The organism is Escherichia sp. MAL-1, from assembly GCF_052948035.1.
Map to the genome: position 1 here is coordinate 4706852 of NZ_CM129609.1, position 24748 is coordinate 4731599.

A 24748-nucleotide genomic window follows, 5' to 3' on the forward strand; every position below is an offset into this window, starting at 1 on the left:
ACATGGCGGGCTGACGAACGAATAAATACAGCGAAACGATAGTGGCACAACGAGATTATGTACGCCGCAGCCAACCGGCACCTTCGCGGCGAAAAAAGAGCACCTCACGGAAAAAGCAACGAAATCTGCCTGCGGTTTCTCCCGCTATGGTCGCTATTGCTGCCGCCGTTCTTGTGACCTTTATCGGTGGTCTGTACTTCATTACGCATCACAAGAAAGAAGAGTCCGAGACGCTGCAAAGCCAGAAAGTGACCGGAAACGGACTACCACCAAAACCAGAAGAACGCTGGCGCTACATTAAAGAGCTGGAAAGTCGCCAGCCGGGAGTGCGTGCGCCCACAGAACCTTCTGCCGGTGGTGAAGTGAAAACGCCGGAGCAACTGACACCTGAACAACGTCAGCTTCTTGAACAAATGCAGGCTGATATGCGCCAGCAGCCAACGCAGCTGGTTGAAGTTCCTTGGAATGAACAGACGCCGGAACAGCGTCAGCAAACGCTACAGCGCCAACGTCAGGCGCAGCAATTAGCGGAACAGCAACGCCTGGCTCAGCAGTCGCGTACGGCTGAACAAAGCTGGCAGCAGCAGACGCGTACGTCGCAAGCCGCGCCGGTACAGGCGCAACCGCGCCAGTCTAAACCGGCTTCTACTCAGCAGCCGTACCAGGATCTGCTGCAAACTCCTGCGCACACGACTGCGCAGTCGAAGCCGCAGCAAGCTGCGCCAGTTGCTCGTGCCGCTGACGCGCCAAAACCGACGGCGGAGAAAAAAGACGAACGCCGCTGGATGGTGCAGTGCGGTTCGTTCAGAGGCGCGGAACAGGCAGAGACGGTACGTGCTCAGCTGGCGTTCGAAGGCTTTGACTCGAAAATCACCACCAACAATGGCTGGAATCGTGTGGTCATTGGCCCGGTGAAAGGCAAAGAGAACGCAGACAGCACCCTCAATCGGTTGAAGATGGCGGGTCATACAAACTGCATTCGGCTCGCCGCCGGGGGTTGAAACCCTCAAAATCCCCCCCATCTATAATTGCATTATGCCCCGTACTTTTGTACGGGGTTTGTACTCTGTATTCGTAACCAAGGGGTCAGCTCGTGACAACTATAGTAAGCGTACGCCGTAACGGCCATGTGGTCATCGCTGGTGATGGTCAGGCCACGTTGGGCAATACCGTAATGAAAGGCAACGTGAAAAAGGTCCGCCGTCTGTACAACGACAAAGTCATCGCGGGCTTTGCGGGCGGTACTGCGGATGCTTTTACGCTGTTCGAACTGTTTGAACGTAAACTGGAAATGCATCAGGGCCATCTGGTCAAAGCCGCCGTTGAGCTGGCAAAAGACTGGCGTACCGATCGCATGCTGCGCAAACTTGAAGCACTGCTGGCAGTCGCGGATGAAACTGCATCGCTTATCATCACCGGTAACGGTGACGTGGTGCAGCCAGAAAACGATCTTATTGCTATCGGCTCCGGCGGCCCTTACGCCCAGGCTGCGGCGCGCGCGCTGTTAGAAAACACTGAACTTAGCGCCCGTGAAATTGCTGAAAAGGCGTTGGATATTGCAGGCGACATTTGCATCTATACCAACCATTTCCACACCATCGAAGAATTAAGCTACAAAGCGTAAGGATCTCCCATGTCTGAAATGACCCCACGCGAAATCGTCAGCGAACTGGATAAGCACATCATCGGCCAGGACAACGCCAAGCGTTCTGTGGCGATTGCTCTGCGTAACCGCTGGCGTCGCATGCAGCTCAACGAAGAGCTGCGCCATGAAGTGACCCCGAAAAATATCCTGATGATCGGCCCGACCGGTGTCGGTAAAACTGAAATCGCCCGTCGTCTGGCTAAGCTGGCGAATGCGCCGTTCATCAAAGTTGAAGCGACCAAATTCACCGAAGTGGGCTACGTCGGTAAGGAAGTGGATTCTATTATTCGCGATCTGACCGATGCCGCCGTGAAAATGGTACGCGTCCAGGCTATCGAGAAAAACCGTTATCGCGCTGAAGAACTGGCAGAAGAACGTATTCTCGACGTGCTGATCCCACCTGCTAAAAACAACTGGGGACAGACCGAACAGCAGCAGGAACCGTCCGCTGCTCGTCAGGCATTCCGCAAAAAACTGCGTGAAGGCCAGCTTGATGACAAAGAAATCGAGATCGATCTTGCCGCAGCACCGATGGGCGTTGAAATTATGGCTCCTCCGGGCATGGAAGAGATGACCAGCCAGCTGCAGTCCATGTTCCAGAACCTGGGCGGCCAGAAGCAAAAAGCGCGTAAGCTGAAAATCAAAGACGCCATGAAGCTGCTGATTGAAGAAGAAGCGGCGAAACTGGTGAACCCGGAAGAGCTGAAGCAAGACGCTATCGACGCTGTTGAGCAGCACGGGATCGTGTTTATCGACGAAATCGACAAAATCTGTAAGCGCGGCGAGTCTTCCGGTCCGGATGTTTCTCGTGAAGGCGTTCAGCGTGACCTGCTGCCGCTGGTAGAAGGTTGCACCGTTTCCACCAAACACGGGATGGTCAAAACTGACCACATTCTGTTTATCGCTTCTGGCGCGTTCCAGATTGCGAAACCGTCTGACCTGATCCCGGAACTGCAAGGTCGTCTGCCAATCCGCGTTGAACTGCAGGCGCTGACCACCAGCGACTTCGAGCGTATTCTGACCGAGCCGAATGCCTCTATCACCGTGCAGTACAAAGCACTGATGGCGACTGAAGGCGTAAATATCGAGTTTACCGACTCCGGTATTAAACGCATCGCGGAAGCGGCATGGCAGGTGAACGAATCTACCGAAAACATCGGTGCTCGTCGTTTACACACTGTTCTGGAGCGTTTAATGGAAGAGATTTCCTACGACGCCAGCGATTTAAGCGGTCAAAATATCACTATTGACGCAGATTATGTGAGCAAACATCTGGATGCGTTGGTGGCAGATGAAGATCTGAGCCGTTTTATCCTATAATCGCGTTCAATCATTTTCATCATTGTTTGATGGGGCTGAAAGGCCCCATTTTTATTGGCGCGTATTATGACTGAACAACAAATTAGCCGAACTCAGGCGTGGCTGGAAAGTTTACGACCTAAAACCCTCCCCCTCGCCTTTGCTGCAATTATCGTCGGGACAGCGCTGGCATGGTGGCAAGGTCACTTCGATCCGCTGGTCGCCCTGCTGGCACTAATTACCGCCGGGCTATTACAGATCCTTTCTAACCTCGCCAATGATTACGGCGATGCGGTAAAAGGCAGCGATAAACCTGACCGCATTGGGCCGCTACGCGGCATGCAAAAAGGGGTCATTACCCAGCAAGAGATGAAACGGGCGCTCATTATTACCGTCGTGCTCATCTGTCTCTCCGGGCTGGCACTGGTTGCAGTGGCATGCCATACGCTGGCCGATTTTGTCGGTTTCCTGATTCTTGGCGGGTTGTCGATCATTGCCGCTATCACCTACACCGTGGGCAATCGTCCTTATGGTTATATCGGTCTGGGTGATATTTCCGTACTGGTTTTCTTTGGCTGGTTGAGTGTCATGGGGAGCTGGTATTTACAGGCTCATACATTGATTCCGGCACTGATCCTTCCGGCGACCGCATGCGGCCTGCTGGCAACGGCAGTACTGAATATTAATAACCTGCGTGATATCAATAGCGACCGCGAAAATGGCAAAAACACGCTGGTGGTGCGCTTAGGTGAAGTGAACGCGCGTCGTTATCATGCCTGCCTGCTGATGGGCTCGCTGGTGTGTCTGGCGCTGTTTAATCTCTTTTCGCTGCATAGCCTGTGGGGCTGGCTGTTCCTGCTGGCGGCACCATTACTGGTGAAGCAAGCCCGTTATGTGATGCGGGAAATGGACCCGGTGGCGATGCGACCAATGCTGGAACGTACTGTCAAGGGAGCGTTACTGACTAACCTGCTGTTTGTTTTAGGGATATTCCTAAGCCAGTGGGCAGCATAACTGACAAATATCAATTAACAATTGATGATTTTGCCAACAGCCCACATAGCGCGATATACTGAAAATTCTCGCAGCAACTGAATGTTAAGCCTATGAAATATGATACTTCCGAGCTTTGTGACATCTATCAAGAAGATGTTAACGTCGTGGAACCGCTGTTCTCCAACTTTGGCGGACGGGCGTCGTTTGGCGGACAAATAATCACGGTAAAATGTTTCGAGGACAACGGGTTGCTGTACGATCTGCTCGAACAGAATGGCCGTGGTCGTGTTCTTGTCGTCGATGGCGGTGGTTCTGTTCGTCGCGCACTGGTCGATGCTGAACTGGCGCGTCTGGCAGTACAAAATGAATGGGAAGGTCTGGTCATTTACGGCGCGGTGCGTCAGGTAGATGACCTGGAAGAGTTGGATATCGGCATCCAGGCGATGGCGGCAATTCCGGTTGGTGCCGCTGGCGAAGGCATTGGCGAAAGCGATGTCCGCGTCAATTTTGGCGGTGTCACCTTCTTCTCCGGCGACCATCTTTATGCCGACAATACCGGGATTATTCTTTCAGAAGATCCGCTGGATATTGAATGATAAGAAAGGCACCGCAAGGTGCCTTTTTTCTGCGTTACCTGTTGGCCTACACAGTAAAGAAATTACGCGGAAGATGAAGCGTAATCAGACCTCTTCCATGCGACCCAGCAGGGCCTGCAGACGTTCCTGCCAGCCGTTCTGCTGTTCTTTCAGATGGTTGTTCTCACGCTCCAGCTCTTCGCGCTGATGCTGGGCATTTTGAACTTCCTGCGACAGTGAGTTGTTTTTTTCTTTCAGCTCTTCGATTTCCATCTGCAACAGAGTGATGGTATCAATCGCCTGCTGTACTTTTGCTTCCAGTTTCTCAAACACTTCTAATGACATTGTCATACCTCTCCTGAATTGCAAGGCGTTGATGGATAAAAATCCTCGTCCCGATTACCGGTGACGCCTTAATAAATACGAGCGCACTTTAGTTAGCTCCGATTGTATGAAGCCGCGCCATCGCTGTCCAGCGGCACGCCTTGCAGATTACGGTTTGCCACACTTTTCATCCTTCTCCTGGTGACATAATCCACATCAATCGAAAATGTTAATAAATTTGTTGCGCGAATGATCTAACAAACATGCATCATGTACAATCAGATGGAATAAATGGCGCGATAACGCTCATTTTATGACGAGGCACACACATTTTAAGTTCGATATTTCTCGTTTTTGCTCGTTAACGATAAGTTTACAGCATGCCTACAAGCATCGTGGAGGTCCGTGACTTTCACGCATACAACAAACATTAACTCTTCAGGATCCGATTATGAGTCAAACATCAACCTTGAAAGGCCAGTGCATTGCTGAATTCCTCGGTACCGGGTTGTTGATTTTCTTCGGTGTGGGTTGCGTTGCAGCACTAAAAGTCGCTGGTGCGTCTTTTGGTCAGTGGGAAATCAGTGTCATTTGGGGACTGGGGGTGGCAATGGCCATCTACCTGACCGCAGGGGTTTCCGGCGCGCATCTTAATCCCGCTGTTACCATTGCATTGTGGCTGTTTGCCTGTTTCGACAAGCGCAAAGTTATTCCTTTTATCGTTTCACAAGTTGCCGGCGCTTTCTGTGCTGCGGCTTTAGTTTACGGGCTTTACTACAATTTATTTTTCGACTTCGAGCAGACTCATCACATTGTTCGCGGCAGCGTTGAAAGTGTTGATCTGGCTGGCACTTTCTCTACTTACCCTAATCCTCATATCAATTTTGTGCAGGCTTTCGCAGTTGAGATGGTGATTACCGCTATTCTGATGGGGTTGATCCTGGCGTTAACGGACGATGGCAACGGTGTACCACGCGGCCCTTTGGCTCCCTTGCTGATTGGTCTACTGATTGCGGTCATTGGCGCATCTATGGGCCCATTGACAGGTTTTGCCATGAACCCAGCGCGTGACTTCGGTCCGAAAGTCTTTGCCTGGCTGGCGGGCTGGGGCAATGTCGCCTTTACCGGCGGCAGAGACATTCCTTACTTCCTGGTGCCGCTTTTCGGCCCTATCGTTGGCGCGATTGTAGGTGCATTTGCCTACCGCAAACTGATTGGTCGCCATTTGCCTTGCGATATCTGTGTTGTGGAAGAAAAGGAAACCACAACTCCTTCAGAACAAAAAGCTTCGCTGTAATATGACTACGGGACAATTAAACATGACTGAAAAAAAATATATCGTTGCGCTCGACCAGGGCACCACCAGCTCCCGCGCGGTCGTAATGGATCACGATGCCAATATCATTAGCGTGTCGCAGCGCGAATTTGAGCAAATCTACCCAAAACCAGGTTGGGTAGAACACGACCCAATGGAAATCTGGGCCACCCAAAGCTCCACGCTGGTAGAAGTGCTGGCGAAAGCCGATATCAGTTCCGATCAAATTGCAGCTATCGGTATTACGAACCAGCGTGAAACCACTATTGTCTGGGAAAAAGAAACCGGCAAGCCTATCTATAACGCCATTGTCTGGCAGTGCCGTCGTACCGCAGAAATCTGCGAGCATTTAAAACGTGACGGTTTAGAAGATTATATCCGCAGCAATACCGGTCTGGTGATTGACCCGTACTTTTCTGGCACCAAAGTGAAGTGGATCCTCGACCATGTGGAAGGCTCTCGCGAGCGTGCACGTCGTGGTGAATTGCTGTTTGGTACGGTTGATACGTGGCTTATCTGGAAAATGACTCAGGGCCGTGTCCATGTGACCGATTACACCAACGCCTCTCGTACCATGTTGTTCAACATCCATACCCTGGACTGGGACAACAAAATGCTGGAAGTGCTGGATATTCCGCGCGAGATGCTGCCAGAAGTGCGTCGTTCTTCCGAAGTATACGGTCAGACTAACATTGGCGGCAAAGGCGGCACGCGTATTCCAATCTCCGGGATCGCCGGTGACCAGCAGGCCGCGCTGTTTGGTCAGTTGTGCGTGAAAGAAGGGATGGCGAAGAACACCTATGGCACTGGCTGCTTTATGCTGATGAACACTGGCGAGAAAGCGGTGAAATCAGAAAACGGCCTGCTGACCACCATCGCCTGCGGCCCGACTGGCGAAGTGAACTATGCGTTGGAAGGTGCGGTGTTTATGGCAGGCGCATCCATTCAGTGGCTGCGCGATGAAATGAAGTTGATTAACGACGCCTACGATTCCGAATATTTCGCCACCAAAGTGCAAAACACCAATGGTGTGTATGTGGTTCCGGCATTTACCGGGCTGGGTGCGCCGTACTGGGACCCGTATGCGCGCGGGGCGATTTTCGGTCTGACTCGTGGGGTGAACGCTAACCACATTATACGCGCGACGCTGGAGTCTATTGCTTATCAGACGCGTGACGTGCTGGAAGCGATGCAGGCCGACTCTGGTATCCGTCTGCACGCCCTGCGCGTGGATGGTGGCGCAGTAGCAAACAATTTCCTGATGCAGTTCCAGTCCGATATTCTCGGCACCCGCGTTGAGCGCCCGGAAGTGCGCGAAGTCACCGCATTGGGTGCGGCCTATCTCGCAGGCCTGGCGGTTGGCTTCTGGCAGAACCTCGACGAGCTGCAAGAGAAAGCGGTGATTGAGCGCGAGTTCCGTCCAGGCATCGAAACCACTGAGCGTAATTACCGTTACGCAGGCTGGAAAAAAGCGGTTAAACGCGCGATGGCGTGGGAAGAACACGACGAATAATGTAAATGCCGAATGAAGCGTTTATGCCGCATCCGGTAGTCCCGAAACGTGCGGGGGCAACCCCGCACACATCAATAATCCCTCCCTTCCCCTGTGCTACACTTCGCGCCATTCCTTACTGCTTAGAGTTTGCTATGAGACGAGAACTTGCCATCGAATTTTCCCGCGTCACCGAATCAGCGGCGCTGGCTGGCTACAAATGGTTAGGACGCGGCGATAAAAACACCGCGGACGGCGCGGCGGTAAACGCCATGCGTATTATGCTCAACCAGGTCAACATTGACGGCACCATCGTCATTGGTGAAGGTGAAATCGACGAAGCACCGATGCTCTACATTGGTGAAAAAGTCGGTACTGGTCGCGGCGACGCGGTAGATATTGCTGTTGATCCGATTGAAGGCACGCGCATGACGGCGATGGGCCAGGCTAACGCGCTGGCGGTGCTGGCAGTAGGCGATAAAGGCTGCTTCCTCAATGCGCCGGATATGTATATGGAGAAGCTGATTGTCGGGCCGGGAGCCAAAGGCACCATTGATCTGAACCTGCCGCTGGCGGATAACCTGCGCAATGTAGCGGCGGCGCTCGGCAAACCGTTGAGCGAACTGACGGTAACGATTCTGGCTAAACCACGCCACGATGCCGTTATCGCTGAAATGCAGCAACTCGGCGTACGCGTATTTGCTATTCCGGACGGCGACGTTGCGGCCTCAATTCTCACCTGTATGCCAGACAGCGAAGTTGACGTGCTGTACGGTATTGGTGGCGCGCCGGAAGGCGTAGTTTCTGCGGCGGTGATCCGCGCATTAGATGGCGACATGAACGGTCGTCTGCTGGCGCGTCATGACGTCAAAGGCGACAACGAAGAGAATCGTCGCATTGGCGAGCAGGAGCTGGCACGCTGCAAAGCGATGGGCATCGAAGCCGGTAAAGTATTGCGCCTGGGCGATATGGCGCGCAGCGATAACGTCATCTTCTCTGCCACCGGTATTACCAAAGGCGATCTGCTGGAAGGCATTAGCCGCAAAGGCAATATCGCGACTACCGAAACGCTGCTGATCCGCGGCAAGTCACGCACCATTCGCCGCATTCAGTCCATCCACTATCTGGATCGCAAAGACCCGGAAATGCAGGTGCACATCCTCTGATTGATTTGATCGATTGAGCCTTCCAGTCCTTCGGGACTGGAATTTTTTTGTTCGGAGAACGAAGATAAGGCAAGTCAATCAAAACAGGAGAAAAACATGGCTGATTGGGTAACAGGCAAAGTCACTAAAGTGCAGAACTGGACCGACGCCCTGTTTAGTCTCACCGTTCACGCCCCCGTGCTTCCGTTTACCGCCGGGCAATTTACCAAGCTTGGCCTTGAAATCGACGGCGAACGCGTCCAGCGCGCCTACTCCTATGTAAACTCGCCCGATAATCCCGATCTGGAGTTTTACCTGGTCACCGTCCCCGATGGCAAATTAAGCCCACGACTGGCGGCACTGAAACCAGGCGATGAAGTGCAGGTGGTTAGCGAAGCGGCAGGATTCTTTGTGCTCGATGAAGTGCCGCACTGCGAAACGCTATGGATGCTGGCAACCGGTACAGCGATTGGCCCTTATTTATCGATTCTGCAACTAGGTAAAGATTTAGATCGCTTCAAAAATCTGGTCCTGGTGCACGCCGCACGTTATGCCGCCGACTTAAGCTATTTGCCACTGATGCAGGAACTGGAAAAACGCTACGAAGGAAAACTGCGCATTCAGACGGTGGTCAGTCGGGAAACGGCAGCGGGGTCGCTCACCGGACGGATACCGGCATTAATTGAAAGTGGGGAACTGGAAAGCACGATTGGCCTGCCGATGAATAAAGAAACCAGCCATGTGATGCTGTGCGGCAATCCACAGATGGTGCGCGATACACAACAGTTGCTGAAAGAGACCCGGCAGATGACGAAACATTTACGTCGCCGACCGGGCCATATGACAGCGGAGCATTACTGGTAAGCGGTTACTTATCGATAAACGGCACGATGAGCAAATCCGCACTCATCTTATTGATCATCCCGCGATATGCCGGCATCAAACGGTTGATAAATGAGTGATGATGACCACAGACAAGGAGGTCGCACTGCTCTTTTTGCATAATTTCCAGCAGTGTTTCCGGCATTTCTCCGCGTTCAATACGCAGTTTTGTCTTCGGCCATTGAATATTTTTCGTCAGTTTATACAGCTTGTTATCCGACTTATTCTTCAACAATTGAAGAATATCTTCTGTTGCAGGGAAGTAGATACCCGGATACAACTCGCTTAAGCCATCATCAATATGAATTAACGTCAGGTGAGCGTCATTATGTCTGGCGAGCTCCAGGGCTTTATTCACCAGTAAGGCATCTTCTTCATTCCCGGAAATTGCCACGCCAATGTGTTTATAAGCCATGTTTAACTCCTTCTAAAGCAACTCCATCAAGCTAACGAACGCAGTGATAACTCAAAAATAATCATCTCGGCCTGGCATGAGAAAGTGAAGGCCGCATCAAGCTCAACTTGCCCCTCCAGATCCTTAATCTTATAGGCCACGCTGGCCCCTTCATCTGCAGAGGATGCAGCGGCGGCAAGCTCTTTCAGTTTGGTCATAAAAGACTCTGCTTCTTCGCGGGTGGCAAAAAAGCGCGAAAACTTACTGGTACAGTTGTCGTTATCAATCACCGTACCGATATCAATCGCACATCCTTTAGTACTGCATTTATCTACGACATCTTTCATAGGGCACCTCTGTATATTCGCCTCTCTGTCGATTACGACTTAAGAATAATGCGCCGTTAAGGGAAGAACAAACAAGTAATGATCTTATGGATTACCATTTTTTTTGATATTGCTTAAGGTGAAGAGTTCAGAAGGATTTTCCGGGTATTGTCATTTGCATCGTGGAAATAACAATCCCGGAAAAAAATAGCAGTAAGAGATATATTAAAGGTTAATTACTTGATTTATTGTCGGCTTTATACTTCACATCCTGGGTATCTTTACCATATTTATTTTCGCCTTGTGTGCCAACAAACGCACCAAGATCGATAAGCATCATCACCAAAATCAACGTCGGGACAAAACGCCCCACCGCCCATTGCCAGACACCCGGTAAAATCGCCCAGTTACCCGCCAGCAGCATCCACGCCACAATCATCAAAAATGCCCATGCGCCGGAACGCCCGCGATCATGCAAGCGCTTAACGGTTACTGCCGCTGTTGGCCAAAGCAAGCACACCAGGCAAAACGCCGCGGTCTGAATATCGAGTAAATTTTTACCCGCCAGTGAGAAAAGCACCAGCATGCCTGCTAACCACAGGCCTATCCAAATCCAGAAATCACGGCGTCCAATACGCCCTTTAAATGAGAATAACCATTGCTGTATGGTCATGTAAGTTCCTTGATGGTTGTCTTTTCCAGGATTCTACCCTTTTGACAAGGGCGACAGATATCGTTTTAATCGGAGCCAGTCATAACAAAAGGTACTGTCAATGAAGCCAGGGTGTACGCTGTTTTTTCTCTTATGTTCTGCATTAACCGTTACAACAACGGCGCATGCACAAACACCAGATACGGCAACGACCGCGCCTTATCTGCTGGCTGGAGCCCCTACTTTCGATCTCTCCATCAGCCAGTTTCGAGAAGACTTTAACAGCCAGAATCCCAGCCTGCCACTGAACGAATTTCGTGCCATCGACAGCAGTCCCGACAAAGCCAATCTCACTCGTGCTGCAAGTAAAATTAACGAGAACTTGTATGCTTCTACAGCGCTGGAGCGCGGTACCTTAAAAATCAAAAGCATTCAAATGACCTGGCTACCCATCCAGGGGCCAGAGCAAAAAGCAGCGAAAGCGAAAGCTCAGGAATACATGGCAGCAGTGATCCGCACACTCACCCCATTAATGACCAAAACACAAAGCCAGAAAAAACTGCAGTCGCTACTAACGGCGGGGAAAAACAAACGTTATTACACCGAGACAGAAGGTGCACTGCGTTATGTTGTCGCGGACAACGGCGAAAAGGGGCTGACCTTCGCTGTTGAACCGATTAAGCTGGCGCTATCTGAATCGCTTGAAGGTTTGAATAAATGACAAAAAGCAAAGCCTTTGTGCCGATGAATCTCTATACTGTTTCACAGACCTGCTGCCCTGCGGGGCGGCCATCTTCCTTTATTCGCTTATAAGCGTGGAGAATTAAAATGCGACATCCTTTAGTGATGGGTAACTGGAAACTGAACGGCAGCCGCCACATGGTTCACGAGCTGGTTTCTAACCTGCGTAAAGAGCTGGCAGGTGTTGCTGGCTGTGCGGTTGCAATCGCACCACCGGAAATGTACATCGATATGGCGAAGCGCGAAGCTGAAGGCAGCCACATCATGCTGGGTGCGCAAAACGTGGACCTGAACCTGTCCGGCGCATTCACCGGTGAAACTTCTGCCGCTATGCTGAAAGACATCGGCGCACAGTACATCATCATCGGTCACTCTGAACGTCGTACTTACCACAAAGAATCTGACGAACTGATCGCGAAAAAATTCGCGGTGCTGAAAGAGCAGGGCCTGACTCCGGTTCTGTGCATCGGTGAAACCGAAGCTGAAAACGAAGCGGGCAAAACTGAAGAAGTTTGCGCACGTCAGATCGACGCGGTACTGAAAACTCAGGGTGCTGCGGCATTCGAAGGTGCGGTTATCGCTTACGAACCCGTATGGGCAATCGGTACTGGCAAATCTGCAACTCCGGCTCAGGCACAGGCTGTTCACAAATTCATCCGTGACCACATCGCTAAAGTTGACGCTAACATCGCTGAACAAGTGATCATTCAGTACGGCGGCTCTGTAAACGCGTCTAACGCTGCAGAACTGTTTGCTCAGCCAGACATCGACGGCGCGCTGGTTGGCGGTGCGTCTCTGAAAGCTGACGCTTTCGCAGTAATCGTTAAAGCTGCAGAAGCGGCTAAACAGGCTTAAGTCTGACAGGTGCCGGATTTCATATCCGGCACTTACTTTCCTTAACTCTTCGCCTTAACGCAAAATCTCACACTGATGATCCTGAATTTCCTCGGCTGAAGCATGGTTAAGCGTCAGTAGATTTCGTTGTGTCGCCAGCAATACAAATGAGTTATCACTCTGCCGTACCATCGCCAGCCCGTAGCTTCCCATATGTTCCCGCGCCTCAGGCACTTCTTCCGCCAGCATCATAAATGGGCTGCGTTGTACCAGTTCGCTTTCCGTTACCCGACGCGCCAGGTATTCATGCCCGCGCAAACCACCTGGCAGTGGCAACCAGCGGCTGCTGATGTTCGCCAGATTGTTATCCAGCTGTTCGCGCACATCAGGACGAATACAAGAGATATGAATATGAAAATGGTTTTGCGTACGCCCGGTGCGGGAGTTGATCGCCAAAGAAACCGCGCGATCGGGAACCGGCTGGCCGTATTTTTTGCTCATAAAATCACGCGCCTGCCAAGCCAACCAAAAGAAGTTCGGCGTTGAAGGATCGGTCAACAAAGGACTTTCAGTACCGTTAATACGATACGTTGGCATCAACAGATATTGCAGTGGGCCATTAAGATCTTTTAAAACCACGTATCCGGCATTGGGTTTGACTTCCGCACATGGCGAAGGATTTTGATTTTGCTGCTGATTGGGCAAACATTCCTCAAGGACAATCTTACGTAATGTATCCGACTCTTCACCGGTTAATTTCCAGTAACCAATACCGGCAGCCACAACGGCGATAACTATCATCACCAAAAAAAGAAGACCCGCTTTTTTCATCTTTTTTTCCCTGTACCTCAAAGAGATGCAAGGGTAACGCAAAATCGTGACAAATAAAAAACCCGGTCGCGAGAAACCACCGGGTTTGATAATTATCCTGGGGAAATCAGCGTTTGCTGATCTGATCGAACGTACCGCCGTTAGCAAAATGCTCTTTTTGCGCTTTCGTCCAGCCGCCGAACTCTTCATCAATGGTGAATAACTTCAGCTTTGGAAACGCATTTTCGTACTTTTTCGCCACCTCAGCGTCGCGCGGACGGTAGTAGTTTTTCGCGGCAATTTCCTGACCTTCTGGCGAGTAGAGATATTTCAGGTAGGCTTCCGCCACCTCTTTAGTACCTTTTTTCTCGACCACTTTATCGACCACCGACACGGTTGGCTCTGCGAGGATAGACTCACTCGGCGTGACGATTTCGAATTTATCTTTCCCCAGTTCATTCGCTGCCAGCAGAGCTTCGTTTTCCCAGGCAATCAGTACATCGCCAATTCCGCGCTCGACAAAAGTGTTAGTGGAGCCACGCGCGCCAGAATCCAGAACTTCGACGTTTTTATACAGTGCCCGAACAAAATCCTGTGCTTTTGCCTGATCGTTGTTGTTGTGATGCAGCGCGTAGCCCCAGGCTGCCAGGTAGTTCCAGCGCGCGCCACCAGAGCTTTTCGGATTAGGCGTGATCACCGAAACACCCGGTTTAATCAGATCGTTCCAGTCATGGATCTGCTTCGGATTTCCCTTACGTACCAGGAAAACAATGGTGGAAGTGTACGGTGCGGAGTTATCCGGCAGACGTTTGATCCACTCTTTATCAATCCGCCCGCGTTCCGCAATTGCGTCTACGTCATAGGCCAGAGCCAGCGTGACAACATCAGCTTCAATACCGTTGATTACCGACGTCGCTTGTTTACCTGAGCCACCGTGTGACTGACGAATCACCACGTTATCACCAGTTTGCTGTTTCCAGTGGGCGCTGAATGCCTTGTTGTACTGTTCGTACAATTCGCGCGTTGGATCATATGAAACGTTAAGAAGCTGAATATCCTTTGCCATAACGCTGGTTGCCGCCAGCAAAAATGTTAACCCTACGCCCCACTTGTTCATCGCCCGACTCTCTTATGTTGTGTTGTGATGAGCAAAGCGTGCCAGAAGGTTAACCAAACATTAAAGAATAAAAAAAGACTGGCTATAACTTGCGGGTATATGTTGGGGGATTAAAAAGGCGGAAGAAATCCGCCTCATATTGCTGACAAAGTGCGCTTTGTCCATGCCGGATGCGGCGCGAACGCCTTATCCGGCCTACAAAAGTTTGCAAATTCAATAGATTACAGAATTCATGTAGACCTGATAAGCGAAGCGCATCAGGCCTTTTTGCTTCTGTCATCGGTTTCAGGCTAAAGGAATCTGCCTTTTTCCGAAATCATTAATACAGTTTTTTCGCGCAGTCCAGCCAGTCGCCTTTGAACGGACGCTTCATGTTTTCGATAGCGTCGATGATGTCGTGGTGAACCAACTGTTCGTTCTGGATACCTACGCAACGACCGCCGTAACCTGCCAGCAGCAGATCGATAGCGTAAGCGCCCATACGGGAAGCCAGAATACGGTCGTAAGGCACCGGAGAACCACCGCGCTGGATGTGGCCCAGCACAGTTGCGCGGGTTTCACGACCGGTTTCTTTCTCGATGAAATGCGCCAGTTCGTCAACATCACACATATGTTCGGTAATCGCCACGATCGCGTGTTTTTTACCTTTCGCGATACCCGCTTTGATTTCGTTTACCAGGTCTTCACGGCTGAATTCAACTTCCGGAACCACAACGAATTCACAGCCACCGGCAATGGCCGCAGCCAACGTCAGATCTCCACAATAACGGCCCATCACTTCCACCACGGAAATACGCTGGTGAGAAGAAGAGGTGTCACGCAGACGGTCGATCGCTTCTACAACGGTGCTCAGCGCAGTGAAGAAACCGATAGTGTAGTCAGTGCCTTTGATGTCGTTGTCGATAGTGCCCGGCAGACCGATGCACGGGAAGCCCATTTCGGTCAGACGCATTGCACCCATGTAGGAACCGTCACCGCCGATAACCACCAGCGCGTCGATACCACGTTTTTTCAGGTTTTCGATAGCCACGGCGCGGATGTTCTCGTCGCGGAATTCCGGGAAACGCGCAGAACCGAGGAACGTACCGCCACGGTTGATCATGTCAGACACGCTGTAACGGTCTAGCTGTACCATACGGTCTTCATACAGACCCAGATAGCCGTCATAAATACCCATTACTTCCAGACCTTCTGTCAGCGCAGAACGAACAACCCCGCGAATTGCGGCGTTCATGCCTGGCGCATCACCGCCGCTTGTCAACACACCGATTTTCTTAATCATGACTACCTCTGAACTTTGGAATGCAAAATGAAATCTGTTGCCGGAAGTCTTCTTGCACATCGAAGTGATCCAACGAATGTGCAAATAGTATAACAATCACTTCCTGCTGAATTGATTCAGGTCAGGCCAAATGGCGGTATTTTATACACAAAATGCGGGTCTGGCTCTCTTTTATACTGATTATGAAAGCATAGACCGTTTACCCTCCCTGGGTACGACGGAACAGGGGTCCTGATGGATAATTACATCCGATCCCGGAAAACGCCGTAAAATAGCCTGCTCTACCTGATCCGCCACCATATGTGCCTGAACCAAAGGCAGAGAGTCTTCCATTTCCAAATGAATCTGAATAAAGCGGGTCGGCCCTGACTGCCGCGTGCGAAGATCGTGAGCGCCGCTAACACCCGGCCAGGAAGTCACGATATCAATAATTTCTTGCCGTTCCTCATCAGGCAATGCGCGATCCAGTAATGACTGTACCGCCTCATATCCCATGCGTAACGCGCTATATAAAATATAGATGCCGATTCCCAATGCAAACAGAGCATCGGCGCGATGCCAGCCGTACCAGGACAACCCCAGCGCCAGCAGAATTGCGCCGTTCATCATAACATCAGACTGGTAATGTAGCATATCAGCCCGCACCGCCTGGCTTTGCGTCCGCCGCACCACCCAACGCTGAAACGAGACAAGGATAATCGTACAAATTAGCGCCACAATTGTCACGATAACCCCGACGCCTGGATCTGTCATCGGTGTTGGAGATATCAGATGTTGAATACCCGTCAAAAACAGGAATAGTGCCGAACCGGAGATAAACATACTTTGCGCCAGCGCCGCGAGGGACTCAGCTTTACCGTGACCAAACGAGTGATTATCGTCGGCAGGTTGCAGGGAATATCGCACCACCAATAAATTCGTCAACGACGCGCCGATATCCACCAGCGAATCCACCAGCGCGGCGAGAATACTCACCGACCCGGTATACCACCATGCAAAAATTTTAATCAGCAATAGCAGCGAAGCCATCGCCGTCGCAGCAATCGCCGCCCGACTGACCAGCCGTCCATAAGATTGATTCATAAATACTCCCGCTATCAACTGACGCTAGTATAATGGAAGCAAATCATCTGCAATGCATTAAGCAGCAGGCAAATTGAGGATAAAAAAAACCCCCACATCATGTGGGGGAAGACAGGGATGGTGTCTATGGCAAGGAAAACAGGGTTTACTACTGGGAACGTGAGTTGCTACTACTCAATAGCTTCAACGATGAACTTTTTTGCCATTGCGTCACGTCACGCAACTGCTCCATTCGTTGTTGATGTTTCTCGTTTAAAACCGCTTGCTGCTCCGGCGTTAACAGGCGATACATTTGGTTGCGGACTTTTGCCATCTCAACCTGACGAGCAATTTGCTCATTCGCCATTTTTTCTGCCTGTGCGCGCACAGCGTTTTCATCAAAATTTTCTGCGGTGACAAGGCGATGCATTGTCTCCAGTTCGCTAACATTAACAGGAGGCTGTTCGTGCCGGGCCTGTTGCATAAGATCTCGCATCTGCTGACGCTGATGTTCGGTTAAACTTATGCCGTCGAACATATGGCTCTGCGTACTGCGCTGCGTAAGTTCTTCACCCGGATGCCAGTTATCGCCTGAACCGACTTCAGCAGCGTGGCTTAATGAACTGACTGCCAGCGTTGAGGCCATGACGGCAGCGGTAACTATGCGCATCATTTGCTCCCAAAATCTTTCTGTCGCGATTCAACGATAGAGAGTTTACGATTCAGGCTGCAAACATGCGTCAGGGGGTGTAAAACAACGTAAAGTCATGGATTAGCGACGTCTGATGACGTAATTTCTGCCTCGGAGGTATTTAAACAATGAATAAAATCCTGTTAGTTGATGATGACCGAGAGCTGACTTCCCTATTAAAGGAGCTGCTCGAGATGGAAGGCTTCAACGTGATTGTTGCCCACGATGGGGAACAGGCGCTTGATCTTCTGGACGACAGCATTGATTTACTTTTGCTTGACGTAATGATGCCGAAGAAAAATGGTATCGACACATTAAAAGCACTTCGCCAGACACACCAGACGCCTGTCATTATGTTGACGGCGCGCGGCAGTGAACTTGATCGCGTTCTCGGCCTTGAGCTGGGCGCAGATGACTATCTCCCGAAACCGTTTAATGATCGTGAGCTGGTGGCACGTATTCGCGCGATCCTGCGCCGTTCGCACTGGAGCGAGCAACAGCAAAACAACGACAACGGTTCACCGACACTGGAAGTTGATGCCTTAGTGCTGAATCCAGGCCGTCAGGAAGCCAGCTTCGACGGGCAAACGCTGGAGTTAACCGGTACTGAGTTTACCCTGCTCTATTTGCTGGCACAGCATCTGGGTCAGGTGGTTTCCCGTGAACATTTAAGCCAGGAAGTGTTGGGCAAACGCCTGACGCCTTTCGACCGCGCTATTGATATGCACATTTCCAACCTGCGTCGTAAACTGCCGGATCGTAAAGATGGTCACCCGTGGTTTAAAACCTTGCGTGGTCGCGGCTATCTGATGGTTTCTGCTTCATGATAGGCAGCTTAACCGCGCGCATCTTCGCCATCTTCTGGCTGACGCTGGCGCTGGTGTTGATGTTGGTTTTGATGTTACCCAAGCTCGATTCACGCCAGATGACCGAGCTTCTGGATAGCGAACAGCGTCAGGGGCTGATGATTGAGCAGCATGTCGAAGCGGAGCTGGCGAACGATCCGCCCAACGATTTAATGTGGTGGCGGCGTCTGTTCCGGGCGATTGATAAGTGGGCACCGCCAGGACAGCGTTTGTTATTGGTGACCACCGAAGGCCGCGTGATCGGCGCTGAACGCAGCGAAATGCAGATCATTCGTAACTTTATTGGTCAGGCCGATAACGCCGATCATCCGCAGAAGAAAAAGTATGGCCGCGTGGAACTGGTCGGTCCGTTCTCCGTGCGTGATGGCGAAGATAATTACCAACTTTATCTGATTCGTCCGGCCAGCAGTTCTCAATCCGATTTCATTAACTTACTGTTTGACCGCCCGCTATTACTGCTGATTGTCACCATGTTGGTCAGTACGCCGCTGCTGTTGTGGTTGGCCTGGAGTCTGGCAAAACCGGCGCGTAAGCTGAAAAACGCTGCCGATGAAGTTGCCCAGGGAAACTTACGCCAGCACCCGGAACTGGAAGCGGGGCCACAGGAATTCCTTGCCGCAGGTGCCAGTTTTAACCAGATGGTCACCGCGCTGGAGCGCATGATGACCTCTCAGCAGCGTCTGCTTTCTGATATCTCTCACGAGCTGCGCACCCCGCTGACGCGTCTGCAACTGGGTACGGCGTTACTGCGCCGTCGTAGCGGTGAAAGCAAGGAACTGGAGCGTATTGAAACCGAAGCGCAACGTCTGGACAGCATGATCAACGATCTGTTGGTGATGTCACGTAATCAGCAAAAAAACGCGCTGGTTAGCGAAACCATCAAAGCCAACCAGTTGTGGAGTGAAGTGCTGGATAACGCGGCGTTCGAAGCCGAGCAAATGGGCAAGTCGTTGACAGTTAACTTCCCGCCTGGGCCGTGGCCGCTGTACGGCAATCCGAACGCCCTGGAAAGTGCGCTGGAAAACATTGTTCGTAATGCTCTGCGTTATTCCCATACGAAGATTGAAGTGGGCTTTGCGGTAGATAAAGACGGTATCACCATTACGGTGGACGACGATGGTCCTGGCGTTAGCCCGGAAGATCGCGAACAGATTTTCCGTCCGTTCTATCGGACCGATGAAGCACGCGATCGTGAATCTGGCGGTACAGGATTGGGGCTGGCGATTGTTGAAACCGCCATTCAGCAGCATCGTGGCTGGGTGAAGGCAGAAGACAGCCCGCTGGGCGGTTTACGGCTGGTGATTTGGTTGCCGCTGTATAAGCGGAGTTAAACTCCGCATTTGTAGGCAGGATAAGGCGTTTACGCCGCATCCGGCATTTGAGCAGGATGCCTGATGCGACGCTGATAGCGTCTTATCAGGCCTACACTCCGGGGGTTATTTTCCCCACAACCGCCGTGAAAAATCTTCGATCTTGCCGCTCAGTCGGCGCTTTTGCATCGTTCGCGTCCAGCTTTTCGATAACCCGGCGGCGGAGAGTAAACGGTGATACTGATCGTCATCAAACGGCATATGCCATGCGATGGCGGCAGCCTCCTGCACGGTCACATCGCTGACACGGGAAACCAACTCCAGCGTCGCGTCCGCAGACACTTTCCCTGGCGCTATCACGCTATACAACCACCCCACTTTACCCGTGTTTTGCATCAACTGCGCTATGTCACTGATATCAAAATGGTAATTGAGTTTATAGCAAGGCGAGCGCGGCTGGCTGACCTGAATTAATGCCTCTCCCCAGCGGAAAATATCGCCCATATAAACATTACTTTCCGTGAGACCGTCGGTTGAGAGGTTTTCACCAAACGCAGGCGCAACAAACAACTCCGCCTGTTCCGGGAATTCCCGCGCCCAGTAGAGATAATGCTCACGAGGATAATGACACAGCGCTCTGTCTGGCCCGCCGTGAACCTTTTTCTCCGCCTGCTCGTCACCTTCCAGCCCCAGCTCCGTCAGCATCAACTCACCATCAACCTGGATTTTGGCAATTGCGCTGGGTTTGCCTTCGGGATAAGCCTGAATCTTGCCTGTGTATACATCAACCGGATATCGCATCTGTTCCCTCTCCACGAGAAATTTCCCCATTAGACCATATTTATTTTATGTCAGGCGTGCTGTTTTCGCGGTAAGTATCCAGGCAGGAACTCAATAGCAAACCGGACGAACGTTAGTTCATCCGGCTGTGGGGATTAAGGAAGCAGGTTTATTTCACCGTACCTAAAATTTCGATTTTCGCTGCTCTGGCTTTGACTTTACGTGACCAGATAGAGGTAAGAATTGGCACCAGAATCGAAGTCACAATGACCGCCGTCGCTACCAGCGAAGTTGCTGCCGGAGCCATCGGTTTAAACGCAGGCACCATTTCTGCAATCAGCACAGGTGTCGCTACCGCGGCCCCTGCGGAACTGGAAGCGGCAATTCCGGCAGTGCCATCGCCACCGCCAATCAATTTATCGGCGATAATCAACGGAATACCGGTCACGATAATTACTGCCACACCCAACAGGATCCCCAGCAAACCTGTCTGGGCAATTACAGTCAAATCAATGGTATTGCCCAGCGCGAAGGCAAAAAATGGAATCAGCGTCTGCACCGCTTTGCTGAAAAATTCTCGTAATTCAGGGTCAAGGTTCCCAAGGGCAAAGCCCACCAGGAACGGTAATACTGCGCCGACGAAAACATGCGGTTCAAACGAGGCAATCCCGGCAGTGCCCAGAATAATCATCGTCATGAGCGGCCCGGACTCCAATGACATCAACACAAATGCCCCAGCTTCTTCTTTTGTGCCGTACTGCTGCATGATGGAAGCGTAAAGTCCGCCGTTGGTCATATCCATCGCCGCCACCAGCGCCAGCGTTGAAAGTCCGGCAAAGAATCCAACTTCAACACCATGTTCCGGAATAATGCGCGAGGCAATTGCCGCAACCACCCACGCGACGGCAATTTTTGTTACCACCAGCGTACCGGATTTACGCAGTACCGTTCCCGTCGCGCTTAATTTTATTGACGCCCCCATGCAAAAAAACCACACCGCCAGAATGGGCACCGTACCGGTAATCATCCCGTTGGTGAATGATCCAAAATATTTCCCCGCCCCCGGCGAGAAGGTGTGGCACAGTGCGCCAAGGAATAGCGGGACGAGCATCATCCCCCCCGGGATTTTCTCAATCGAGCGTTTTATCTGCATTTCCATCACCTGTCGGCATATTTTTAAGGGCTGATGCGTAATTCCTCAATGGAGCATCAGTGTTGATGGAAACGAAGATAGACATTCATTTAATCAATAAAAGTGATCAAAACCACATCAATTGAAACACTGTTTTATTTTTATCGGATCATTGTTTTTATTTTGAAATTGATCACAAAAAAACCACCGCCGTTGGCGATGGTTCATTTTTTAAGCTGATATGCGGCGTAAACGCCTCATTGCAGCAGGCGGCAAATGATTATTTTTTCGCCGCGAAACGTGCCGCTGCTTCATCCCAGTTCACCACGTTCCAGAACTCTTTGATGTAGTCCGGACGGCGGTTCTGGAATTTCAGGTAGTAAGCATGTTCCCACACATCCAGGCCCAGAATCGGGAAGCCGGATGCGCCAGAAATGGCTTCACCCATCAGCGGGGAGTCCTGGTTAGCAGTAGAAACCACCGCCAGTTTATCGCCTTTCAGCACCAGCCATGCCCAGCCGGAACCAAAGCGGGAAGCTGCCGCTTTCTCAAATTCTGCTTTGAAGTTATCAACGGAGCCGAAGTCACGTTCGATAGCCGCTTTCAGGTCACCCTGCAGGGTGGTGCCTTTTTTCAGACCTTTCCAGAACAGGCTGTGGTTAGCGTGACCGCCAGCGTTGTTGCGCAGTACGGTTTTCTTGTCTGCTGGCAGCTGGTCCAGTTTGGTGATCAGCTCTTCAACCGGCAGGTTGGCAAATTCTGGCAGGCTTTCCAGCGCCGCGTTGGCGTTGTTTACGTAGGTCTGATGGTGTTTGGTGTGGTGGATTTCCATGGTCTGCTTATCGAAGTGCGGTTCCAGGGCATCGTAAGCATACGGCAGGGATGGCAGGGTATAGCTCATATTCATCTCCAGTATTGTCGGGCGGCCGATTGTTAATGCCGCGTAAGCAGTTAGTTCATTATAGTTAATTAAATGATATTGAAAATGATTATCAATGCCGTACTTTTCGTAAGGGTATGGTTTTGCAGGAAAATGCCCGAGATGTGAAGCAAATCACCCACTTAATGCCGTGATTGCCAGTAAATCGACAACGGCGGCAACAGGCGAAAGGTTAATCGACAGCACGATTTTTACACTCATCTCGTCGGAGATGTGACGCGACGAAAAATGATGAGGATAAGAAGATGAGTAACGCGATTACGATGGGGATATTTTGGCATTTGATCGGCGCGGCCAGTGCAGCCTGTTTTTACGCTCCGTTCAAAAAAGTAAAAAAATGGTCATGGGAAACCATGTGGTCAGTCGGTGGGATTGTTTCGTGGATTATTCTGCCGTGGGCCATCAGCGCCCTGTTACTACCGAATTTCTGGGCGTATTACAGCTCGTTTAGTCTCTCTACGCTACTGCCTGTTTTTCTGTTCGGCGCTATGTGGGGGATCGGTAATATCAACTACGGCCTGACCATGCGTTATCTCGGCATGTCGATGGGAATTGGCATCGCCATTGGCATTACGTTGATTGTCGGTACGCTGATGACGCCAATTATCAACGGCAATTTCGATGTGTTGATTAGCACCGAAGGCGGACGCATGACGTTGCTCGGCGTTCTGGTGGCGCTGATTGGCGTAGGGATTGTAACTCGCGCCGGGCAGTTGAAAGAGCGCAAGATGGGCATTAAAGCCGAAGAGTTCAATCTGAAAAAAGGGCTGGTGCTGGCGGTGATGTGCGGCATTTTCTCTGCCGGGATGTCCTTTGCGATGAACGCCGCAAAACCGATGCATGAAGCCGCTGCCGCACTTGGCGTCGATCCACTGTATGTCGCTCTGCCAAGCTATGTTGTCATCATGGGCGGCGGCGCGATCATTAACCTCGGTTTCTGTTTTATTCGTCTGGCAAAAGTGAAGGATTTGTCGCTAAAAGCCGACTTCTCGCTGGCAAAATCGCTGATCATTCACAATGTGTTACTCTCGACACTGGGCGGGTTGATGTGGTATCTGCAATTCTTTTTCTATGCCTGGGGCCACGCCCGCATTCCGGCGCAGTATGACTACATCAGTTGGATGCTGCATATGAGTTTCTATGTATTGTGCGGCGGTATCGTCGGGCTGGTGCTGAAAGAGTGGAACAATGCAGGACGCCGTCCGGTAACGGTGTTGAGCCTCGGTTGTGTGGTGATTATTGTCGCCGCTAACATCGTCGGCATCGGCATGGCGAATTAATCTTTCTGCGAATTGAGATGACGCCACTGGCTGGGCGTCATCCCGGTTTCCCGGGTAAACACCACCGAAAAATAGTTACTATCTTCAAAGCCACATTCGGTCGAAATATCACTGATTAACAGGCGGCTATGCTGGAGAAGATATTGCGCATGACACACTCTGACCTGTCGCAGATATTGATTGATGGTCATTCCAGTCTGCTGGCGAAATTGCTGACGCAAAACGCGCTCACTGCACGATGCCTCATCACAAAATTTATCCAGCGCAAAGGGACTTTTCAGGCTGGCCGCCAGCCGGGTAATCAGCTTATCCAGCAACGTTTCGCTGGATGTTGGCGGCAACGAATCACTGGTGTAACGATGGCGATTCAGCAACATCACCAACTGCCCGAACAGCAACTCTGCCATTTCGTTAGCAAACGGCACATGCTGACTACTTTCATGCTCAAGCTGACCGATAACCTGCCGCGCCTGTGCCATCCCCATGCTACCTAAGCGCCAGTGTGGTTGCCCTGCGCTGGCGCTAAATCCCGGAATCGCCCCCTGCCAGTCAAGATTCAGCTTCAGCCGCTCCGGGCAATAAATAATATTCTGCAAAACCAGATCGTTAACGGAAGCGTAGGAGTGTTTATCGTCAGCATGAATGTAAAAGAGATCGCCACGGGTAATGCGATAAGGGCGATCGTTGAGTACATGCAGACCATTACCGCGCCAGACAATCACCAGCTCACAAAAATCATGTGTATGTTCAGCAAAGACATCTTGCGGATAACGGTCAGCCACAGCGACTGCCTGCTGGTCGCTGGCAAAAAAATCATCTTTGAGAAGTTTTAACTGATGCGCCACCGTGGCTACCTCG

The 24748-nt window shown here is 51.2% G+C and carries 27 protein-coding genes; 14 read left to right on the forward strand and 13 right to left on the reverse strand.

Annotated elements, in window-relative coordinates:
* Window positions 1-41 precede the first annotated feature (41 nt).
* From ftsN to rraA, 5 genes are all read left to right on the forward strand, one after another.
* Entirely contained in the window at window positions 42-1001 is a 960-nt protein-coding gene (gene ftsN, locus ACU8XX_RS23425; RefSeq protein WP_071598226.1) for a cell division protein FtsN, read from the forward strand.
* A 92-nt stretch (window positions 1002-1093) separates the two neighbouring features.
* The gene (gene hslV / locus ACU8XX_RS23430) at window positions 1094-1624 is read left to right on the forward strand and encodes an ATP-dependent protease subunit HslV (RefSeq protein ID WP_000208242.1); all 531 of its coding nucleotides are present in this window, start codon (window positions 1094-1096) and stop codon (window positions 1622-1624) included.
* A gap of 9 nt (window positions 1625-1633) precedes the next feature.
* The gene (gene hslU, locus ACU8XX_RS23435) at window positions 1634-2965 is read left to right on the forward strand and encodes an HslU--HslV peptidase ATPase subunit (protein WP_001293341.1); all 1332 of its coding nucleotides are present in this window, start codon (window positions 1634-1636) and stop codon (window positions 2963-2965) included.
* Window positions 2966-3031: 66 nt separating this feature from the next.
* Window positions 3032-3958 (forward strand): 1,4-dihydroxy-2-naphthoate polyprenyltransferase, encoded by a 927-nt coding sequence (gene menA / locus ACU8XX_RS23440; RefSeq protein ID WP_000139496.1) that lies wholly within the window; start codon window positions 3032-3034, stop codon window positions 3956-3958.
* Between the two features lie 92 nt (window positions 3959-4050).
* Complete coding sequence (rraA, locus tag ACU8XX_RS23445) at window positions 4051-4536, forward strand: ribonuclease E activity regulator RraA (protein WP_000872908.1); 486 nt, start codon at window positions 4051-4053, stop codon at window positions 4534-4536.
* Window positions 4537-4620: 84 nt separating this feature from the next.
* On the opposite strand, the gene zapB is transcribed toward rraA, so the two are convergent.
* Window positions 4621-4866 carry a septal ring assembly protein ZapB gene (gene zapB / locus ACU8XX_RS23450; RefSeq protein ID WP_001296623.1) on the reverse strand — a complete coding sequence of 82 codons (246 nt, stop codon included), beginning with the start codon at window positions 4864-4866 and terminating at the stop codon, window positions 4621-4623.
* Window positions 4867-5290: 424 nt separating this feature from the next.
* Between zapB and glpF the strand changes: the two genes are divergently transcribed.
* The 4 genes from glpF to fpr all read left to right on the forward strand — a co-directional run bounded on the left by glpF (window position 5291) and on the right by fpr (window position 9655).
* Window positions 5291-6136, forward strand: a complete 846-nt coding sequence (gene glpF, locus ACU8XX_RS23455) for a glycerol uptake facilitator protein GlpF (protein ID WP_000084268.1) — start codon at window positions 5291-5293, stop codon at window positions 6134-6136.
* A gap of 22 nt (window positions 6137-6158) precedes the next feature.
* Window positions 6159-7667 (forward strand): glycerol kinase GlpK, encoded by a 1509-nt coding sequence (gene glpK / locus ACU8XX_RS23460; RefSeq protein ID WP_004019375.1) that lies wholly within the window; start codon window positions 6159-6161, stop codon window positions 7665-7667.
* A gap of 134 nt (window positions 7668-7801) precedes the next feature.
* A complete protein-coding gene (gene glpX, locus ACU8XX_RS23465) occupies window positions 7802-8812 on the forward strand; it encodes a class II fructose-bisphosphatase (RefSeq protein WP_001250644.1) in 1011 nt (336 codons plus the stop codon).
* A 96-nt stretch (window positions 8813-8908) separates the two neighbouring features.
* On the forward strand, window positions 8909-9655 hold the full coding sequence (gene fpr / locus ACU8XX_RS23470; protein ID WP_000796332.1) for a ferredoxin--NADP(+) reductase: 747 nt from the start codon (window positions 8909-8911) through the stop codon (window positions 9653-9655).
* 4 nt (window positions 9656-9659) lie between these two features.
* Here fpr and uspD read toward each other — a convergent pair whose 3' ends face one another.
* The 3 genes from uspD to ACU8XX_RS23485 form a co-directional block, all read right to left on the reverse strand.
* Window positions 9660-10088, reverse strand: a complete 429-nt coding sequence (uspD, locus tag ACU8XX_RS23475) for a universal stress protein UspD (RefSeq protein WP_000323556.1) — start codon at window positions 10086-10088, stop codon at window positions 9660-9662.
* A gap of 26 nt (window positions 10089-10114) precedes the next feature.
* Window positions 10115-10414: a DUF406 domain-containing protein gene (locus tag ACU8XX_RS23480; protein WP_000655986.1), complete on the reverse strand. Its 300-nt coding sequence runs from the start codon at window positions 10412-10414 to the stop codon at window positions 10115-10117.
* A 211-nt stretch (window positions 10415-10625) separates the two neighbouring features.
* A complete protein-coding gene (locus ACU8XX_RS23485) occupies window positions 10626-11066 on the reverse strand; it encodes a DUF805 domain-containing protein (RefSeq protein ID WP_000155273.1) in 441 nt (146 codons plus the stop codon).
* A 100-nt stretch (window positions 11067-11166) separates the two neighbouring features.
* Here ACU8XX_RS23485 and ACU8XX_RS23490 point away from each other — a divergent pair, with 100 nt between their 5' ends.
* Window positions 11167-11766, forward strand: coding sequence for a YiiQ family protein (locus ACU8XX_RS23490; RefSeq protein WP_000802226.1), 600 nt, complete (start codon window positions 11167-11169; stop codon window positions 11764-11766).
* A 107-nt stretch (window positions 11767-11873) separates the two neighbouring features.
* Window positions 11874-12641, forward strand: coding sequence for a triose-phosphate isomerase (tpiA, locus tag ACU8XX_RS23495; RefSeq protein ID WP_001216325.1), 768 nt, complete (start codon window positions 11874-11876; stop codon window positions 12639-12641).
* Window positions 12642-12695: 54 nt separating this feature from the next.
* Here tpiA and cdh read toward each other — a convergent pair whose 3' ends face one another.
* From cdh to cpxP, 5 genes are all read right to left on the reverse strand, one after another.
* Window positions 12696-13451: a CDP-diacylglycerol diphosphatase gene (gene cdh, locus ACU8XX_RS23500; protein WP_240765317.1), complete on the reverse strand. Its 756-nt coding sequence runs from the start codon at window positions 13449-13451 to the stop codon at window positions 12696-12698.
* A 106-nt stretch (window positions 13452-13557) separates the two neighbouring features.
* Window positions 13558-14547 (reverse strand): sulfate/thiosulfate ABC transporter substrate-binding protein Sbp, encoded by a 990-nt coding sequence (gene sbp / locus ACU8XX_RS23505; RefSeq protein WP_001045689.1) that lies wholly within the window; start codon window positions 14545-14547, stop codon window positions 13558-13560.
* 319 nt (window positions 14548-14866) lie between these two features.
* Window positions 14867-15829, reverse strand: a complete 963-nt coding sequence (gene pfkA, locus ACU8XX_RS23510; protein ID WP_000591795.1) for a 6-phosphofructokinase — start codon at window positions 15827-15829, stop codon at window positions 14867-14869.
* 180 nt (window positions 15830-16009) lie between these two features.
* Window positions 16010-16912 carry a CDF family cation-efflux transporter FieF gene (fieF, locus tag ACU8XX_RS23515; RefSeq protein WP_001076742.1) on the reverse strand — a complete coding sequence of 301 codons (903 nt, stop codon included), beginning with the start codon at window positions 16910-16912 and terminating at the stop codon, window positions 16010-16012.
* 148 nt (window positions 16913-17060) lie between these two features.
* Window positions 17061-17561: a cell-envelope stress modulator CpxP gene (gene cpxP, locus ACU8XX_RS23520; RefSeq protein WP_001223800.1), complete on the reverse strand. Its 501-nt coding sequence runs from the start codon at window positions 17559-17561 to the stop codon at window positions 17061-17063.
* A 149-nt stretch (window positions 17562-17710) separates the two neighbouring features.
* On the opposite strand from cpxP, the gene cpxR reads away from it, so the two are divergent.
* On the forward strand, window positions 17711-18409 hold the full coding sequence (cpxR, locus tag ACU8XX_RS23525; RefSeq protein ID WP_001033722.1) for an envelope stress response regulator transcription factor CpxR: 699 nt from the start codon (window positions 17711-17713) through the stop codon (window positions 18407-18409).
* On the forward strand, window positions 18406-19779 hold the full coding sequence (gene cpxA / locus ACU8XX_RS23530; protein ID WP_000580417.1) for an envelope stress sensor histidine kinase CpxA: 1374 nt from the start codon (window positions 18406-18408) through the stop codon (window positions 19777-19779). The genes cpxR and cpxA overlap by 4 nt, the downstream gene beginning before the upstream one ends.
* Window positions 19780-19884: 105 nt before the next feature.
* Here the strand turns inward: cpxA and yiiM are convergent, their stop codons facing one another.
* The 3 genes from yiiM to sodA all read right to left on the reverse strand — a co-directional run bounded on the left by yiiM (window position 19885) and on the right by sodA (window position 22571).
* A complete protein-coding gene (gene yiiM / locus ACU8XX_RS23535; protein WP_001270263.1) occupies window positions 19885-20559 on the reverse strand; it encodes a 6-hydroxyaminopurine reductase in 675 nt (224 codons plus the stop codon).
* Window positions 20560-20707: 148 nt separating this feature from the next.
* A complete protein-coding gene (gene kdgT, locus ACU8XX_RS23540) occupies window positions 20708-21691 on the reverse strand; it encodes a 2-keto-3-deoxygluconate transporter (protein WP_001166063.1) in 984 nt (327 codons plus the stop codon).
* Between the two features lie 259 nt (window positions 21692-21950).
* Window positions 21951-22571: a superoxide dismutase [Mn] gene (gene sodA / locus ACU8XX_RS23545; protein WP_001297064.1), complete on the reverse strand. Its 621-nt coding sequence runs from the start codon at window positions 22569-22571 to the stop codon at window positions 21951-21953.
* A 284-nt stretch (window positions 22572-22855) separates the two neighbouring features.
* Here sodA and rhaT point away from each other — a divergent pair, with 284 nt between their 5' ends.
* On the forward strand, window positions 22856-23890 hold the full coding sequence (rhaT, locus tag ACU8XX_RS23550) for an L-rhamnose/proton symporter RhaT (protein WP_000063517.1): 1035 nt from the start codon (window positions 22856-22858) through the stop codon (window positions 23888-23890).
* Here the strand turns inward: rhaT and rhaR are convergent.
* Window positions 23887-24735: an HTH-type transcriptional activator RhaR gene (rhaR, locus tag ACU8XX_RS23555; RefSeq protein WP_001302243.1), complete on the reverse strand. Its 849-nt coding sequence runs from the start codon at window positions 24733-24735 to the stop codon at window positions 23887-23889. The two genes, rhaT and rhaR, sit on opposite strands and share 4 nt — an antisense overlap.
* Window positions 24736-24748 lie beyond the last annotated feature (13 nt).

What these genes read in the sequence shown, in the direction of transcription:
- uspD (WP_000323556.1), bottom strand. Translation starts at nt 10,088, where the DNA reads ATGGCTTATAAACACATTGGCGTGGCAATTTCCGGGAATGAAGAAGAT.
- ACU8XX_RS23490 (WP_000802226.1), top strand. Translation starts at nt 11,167, where the DNA reads ATGAAGCCAGGGTGTACGCTGTTTTTTCTCTTATGTTCTGCATTAACC.
- fpr (WP_000796332.1), top strand. Translation starts at nt 8,909, where the DNA reads ATGGCTGATTGGGTAACAGGCAAAGTCACTAAAGTGCAGAACTGGACC.
- menA (WP_000139496.1), top strand. Translation starts at nt 3,032, where the DNA reads ATGACTGAACAACAAATTAGCCGAACTCAGGCGTGGCTGGAAAGTTTA.
- hslU (WP_001293341.1), top strand. Translation starts at nt 1,634, where the DNA reads ATGTCTGAAATGACCCCACGCGAAATCGTCAGCGAACTGGATAAGCAC.
- kdgT (WP_001166063.1), bottom strand. Translation starts at nt 21,691, where the DNA reads ATGCAGATAAAACGCTCGATTGAGAAAATCCCGGGGGGGATGATGCTC.
- pfkA (WP_000591795.1), bottom strand. Translation starts at nt 15,829, where the DNA reads ATGATTAAGAAAATCGGTGTGTTGACAAGCGGCGGTGATGCGCCAGGC.
- ACU8XX_RS23485 (WP_000155273.1), bottom strand. Translation starts at nt 11,066, where the DNA reads ATGACCATACAGCAATGGTTATTCTCATTTAAAGGGCGTATTGGACGC.
- cpxR (WP_001033722.1), top strand. Translation starts at nt 17,711, where the DNA reads ATGAATAAAATCCTGTTAGTTGATGATGACCGAGAGCTGACTTCCCTA.
- rraA (WP_000872908.1), top strand. Translation starts at nt 4,051, where the DNA reads ATGAAATATGATACTTCCGAGCTTTGTGACATCTATCAAGAAGATGTT.
- glpF (WP_000084268.1), top strand. Translation starts at nt 5,291, where the DNA reads ATGAGTCAAACATCAACCTTGAAAGGCCAGTGCATTGCTGAATTCCTC.
- cpxA (WP_000580417.1), top strand. Translation starts at nt 18,406, where the DNA reads ATGATAGGCAGCTTAACCGCGCGCATCTTCGCCATCTTCTGGCTGACG.
- rhaT (WP_000063517.1), top strand. Translation starts at nt 22,856, where the DNA reads ATGAGTAACGCGATTACGATGGGGATATTTTGGCATTTGATCGGCGCG.
- zapB (WP_001296623.1), bottom strand. Translation starts at nt 4,866, where the DNA reads ATGACAATGTCATTAGAAGTGTTTGAGAAACTGGAAGCAAAAGTACAG.
- cdh (WP_240765317.1), bottom strand. Translation starts at nt 13,451, where the DNA reads ATGAAAAAAGCGGGTCTTCTTTTTTTGGTGATGATAGTTATCGCCGTT.
- fieF (WP_001076742.1), bottom strand. Translation starts at nt 16,912, where the DNA reads ATGAATCAATCTTATGGACGGCTGGTCAGTCGGGCGGCGATTGCTGCG.
- tpiA (WP_001216325.1), top strand. Translation starts at nt 11,874, where the DNA reads ATGCGACATCCTTTAGTGATGGGTAACTGGAAACTGAACGGCAGCCGC.
- ACU8XX_RS23480 (WP_000655986.1), bottom strand. Translation starts at nt 10,414, where the DNA reads ATGAAAGATGTCGTAGATAAATGCAGTACTAAAGGATGTGCGATTGAT.
- sbp (WP_001045689.1), bottom strand. Translation starts at nt 14,547, where the DNA reads ATGAACAAGTGGGGCGTAGGGTTAACATTTTTGCTGGCGGCAACCAGC.
- glpX (WP_001250644.1), top strand. Translation starts at nt 7,802, where the DNA reads ATGAGACGAGAACTTGCCATCGAATTTTCCCGCGTCACCGAATCAGCG.
- glpK (WP_004019375.1), top strand. Translation starts at nt 6,159, where the DNA reads ATGACTGAAAAAAAATATATCGTTGCGCTCGACCAGGGCACCACCAGC.
- yiiM (WP_001270263.1), bottom strand. Translation starts at nt 20,559, where the DNA reads ATGCGATATCCGGTTGATGTATACACAGGCAAGATTCAGGCTTATCCC.
- cpxP (WP_001223800.1), bottom strand. Translation starts at nt 17,561, where the DNA reads ATGCGCATAGTTACCGCTGCCGTCATGGCCTCAACGCTGGCAGTCAGT.
- sodA (WP_001297064.1), bottom strand. Translation starts at nt 22,571, where the DNA reads ATGAGCTATACCCTGCCATCCCTGCCGTATGCTTACGATGCCCTGGAA.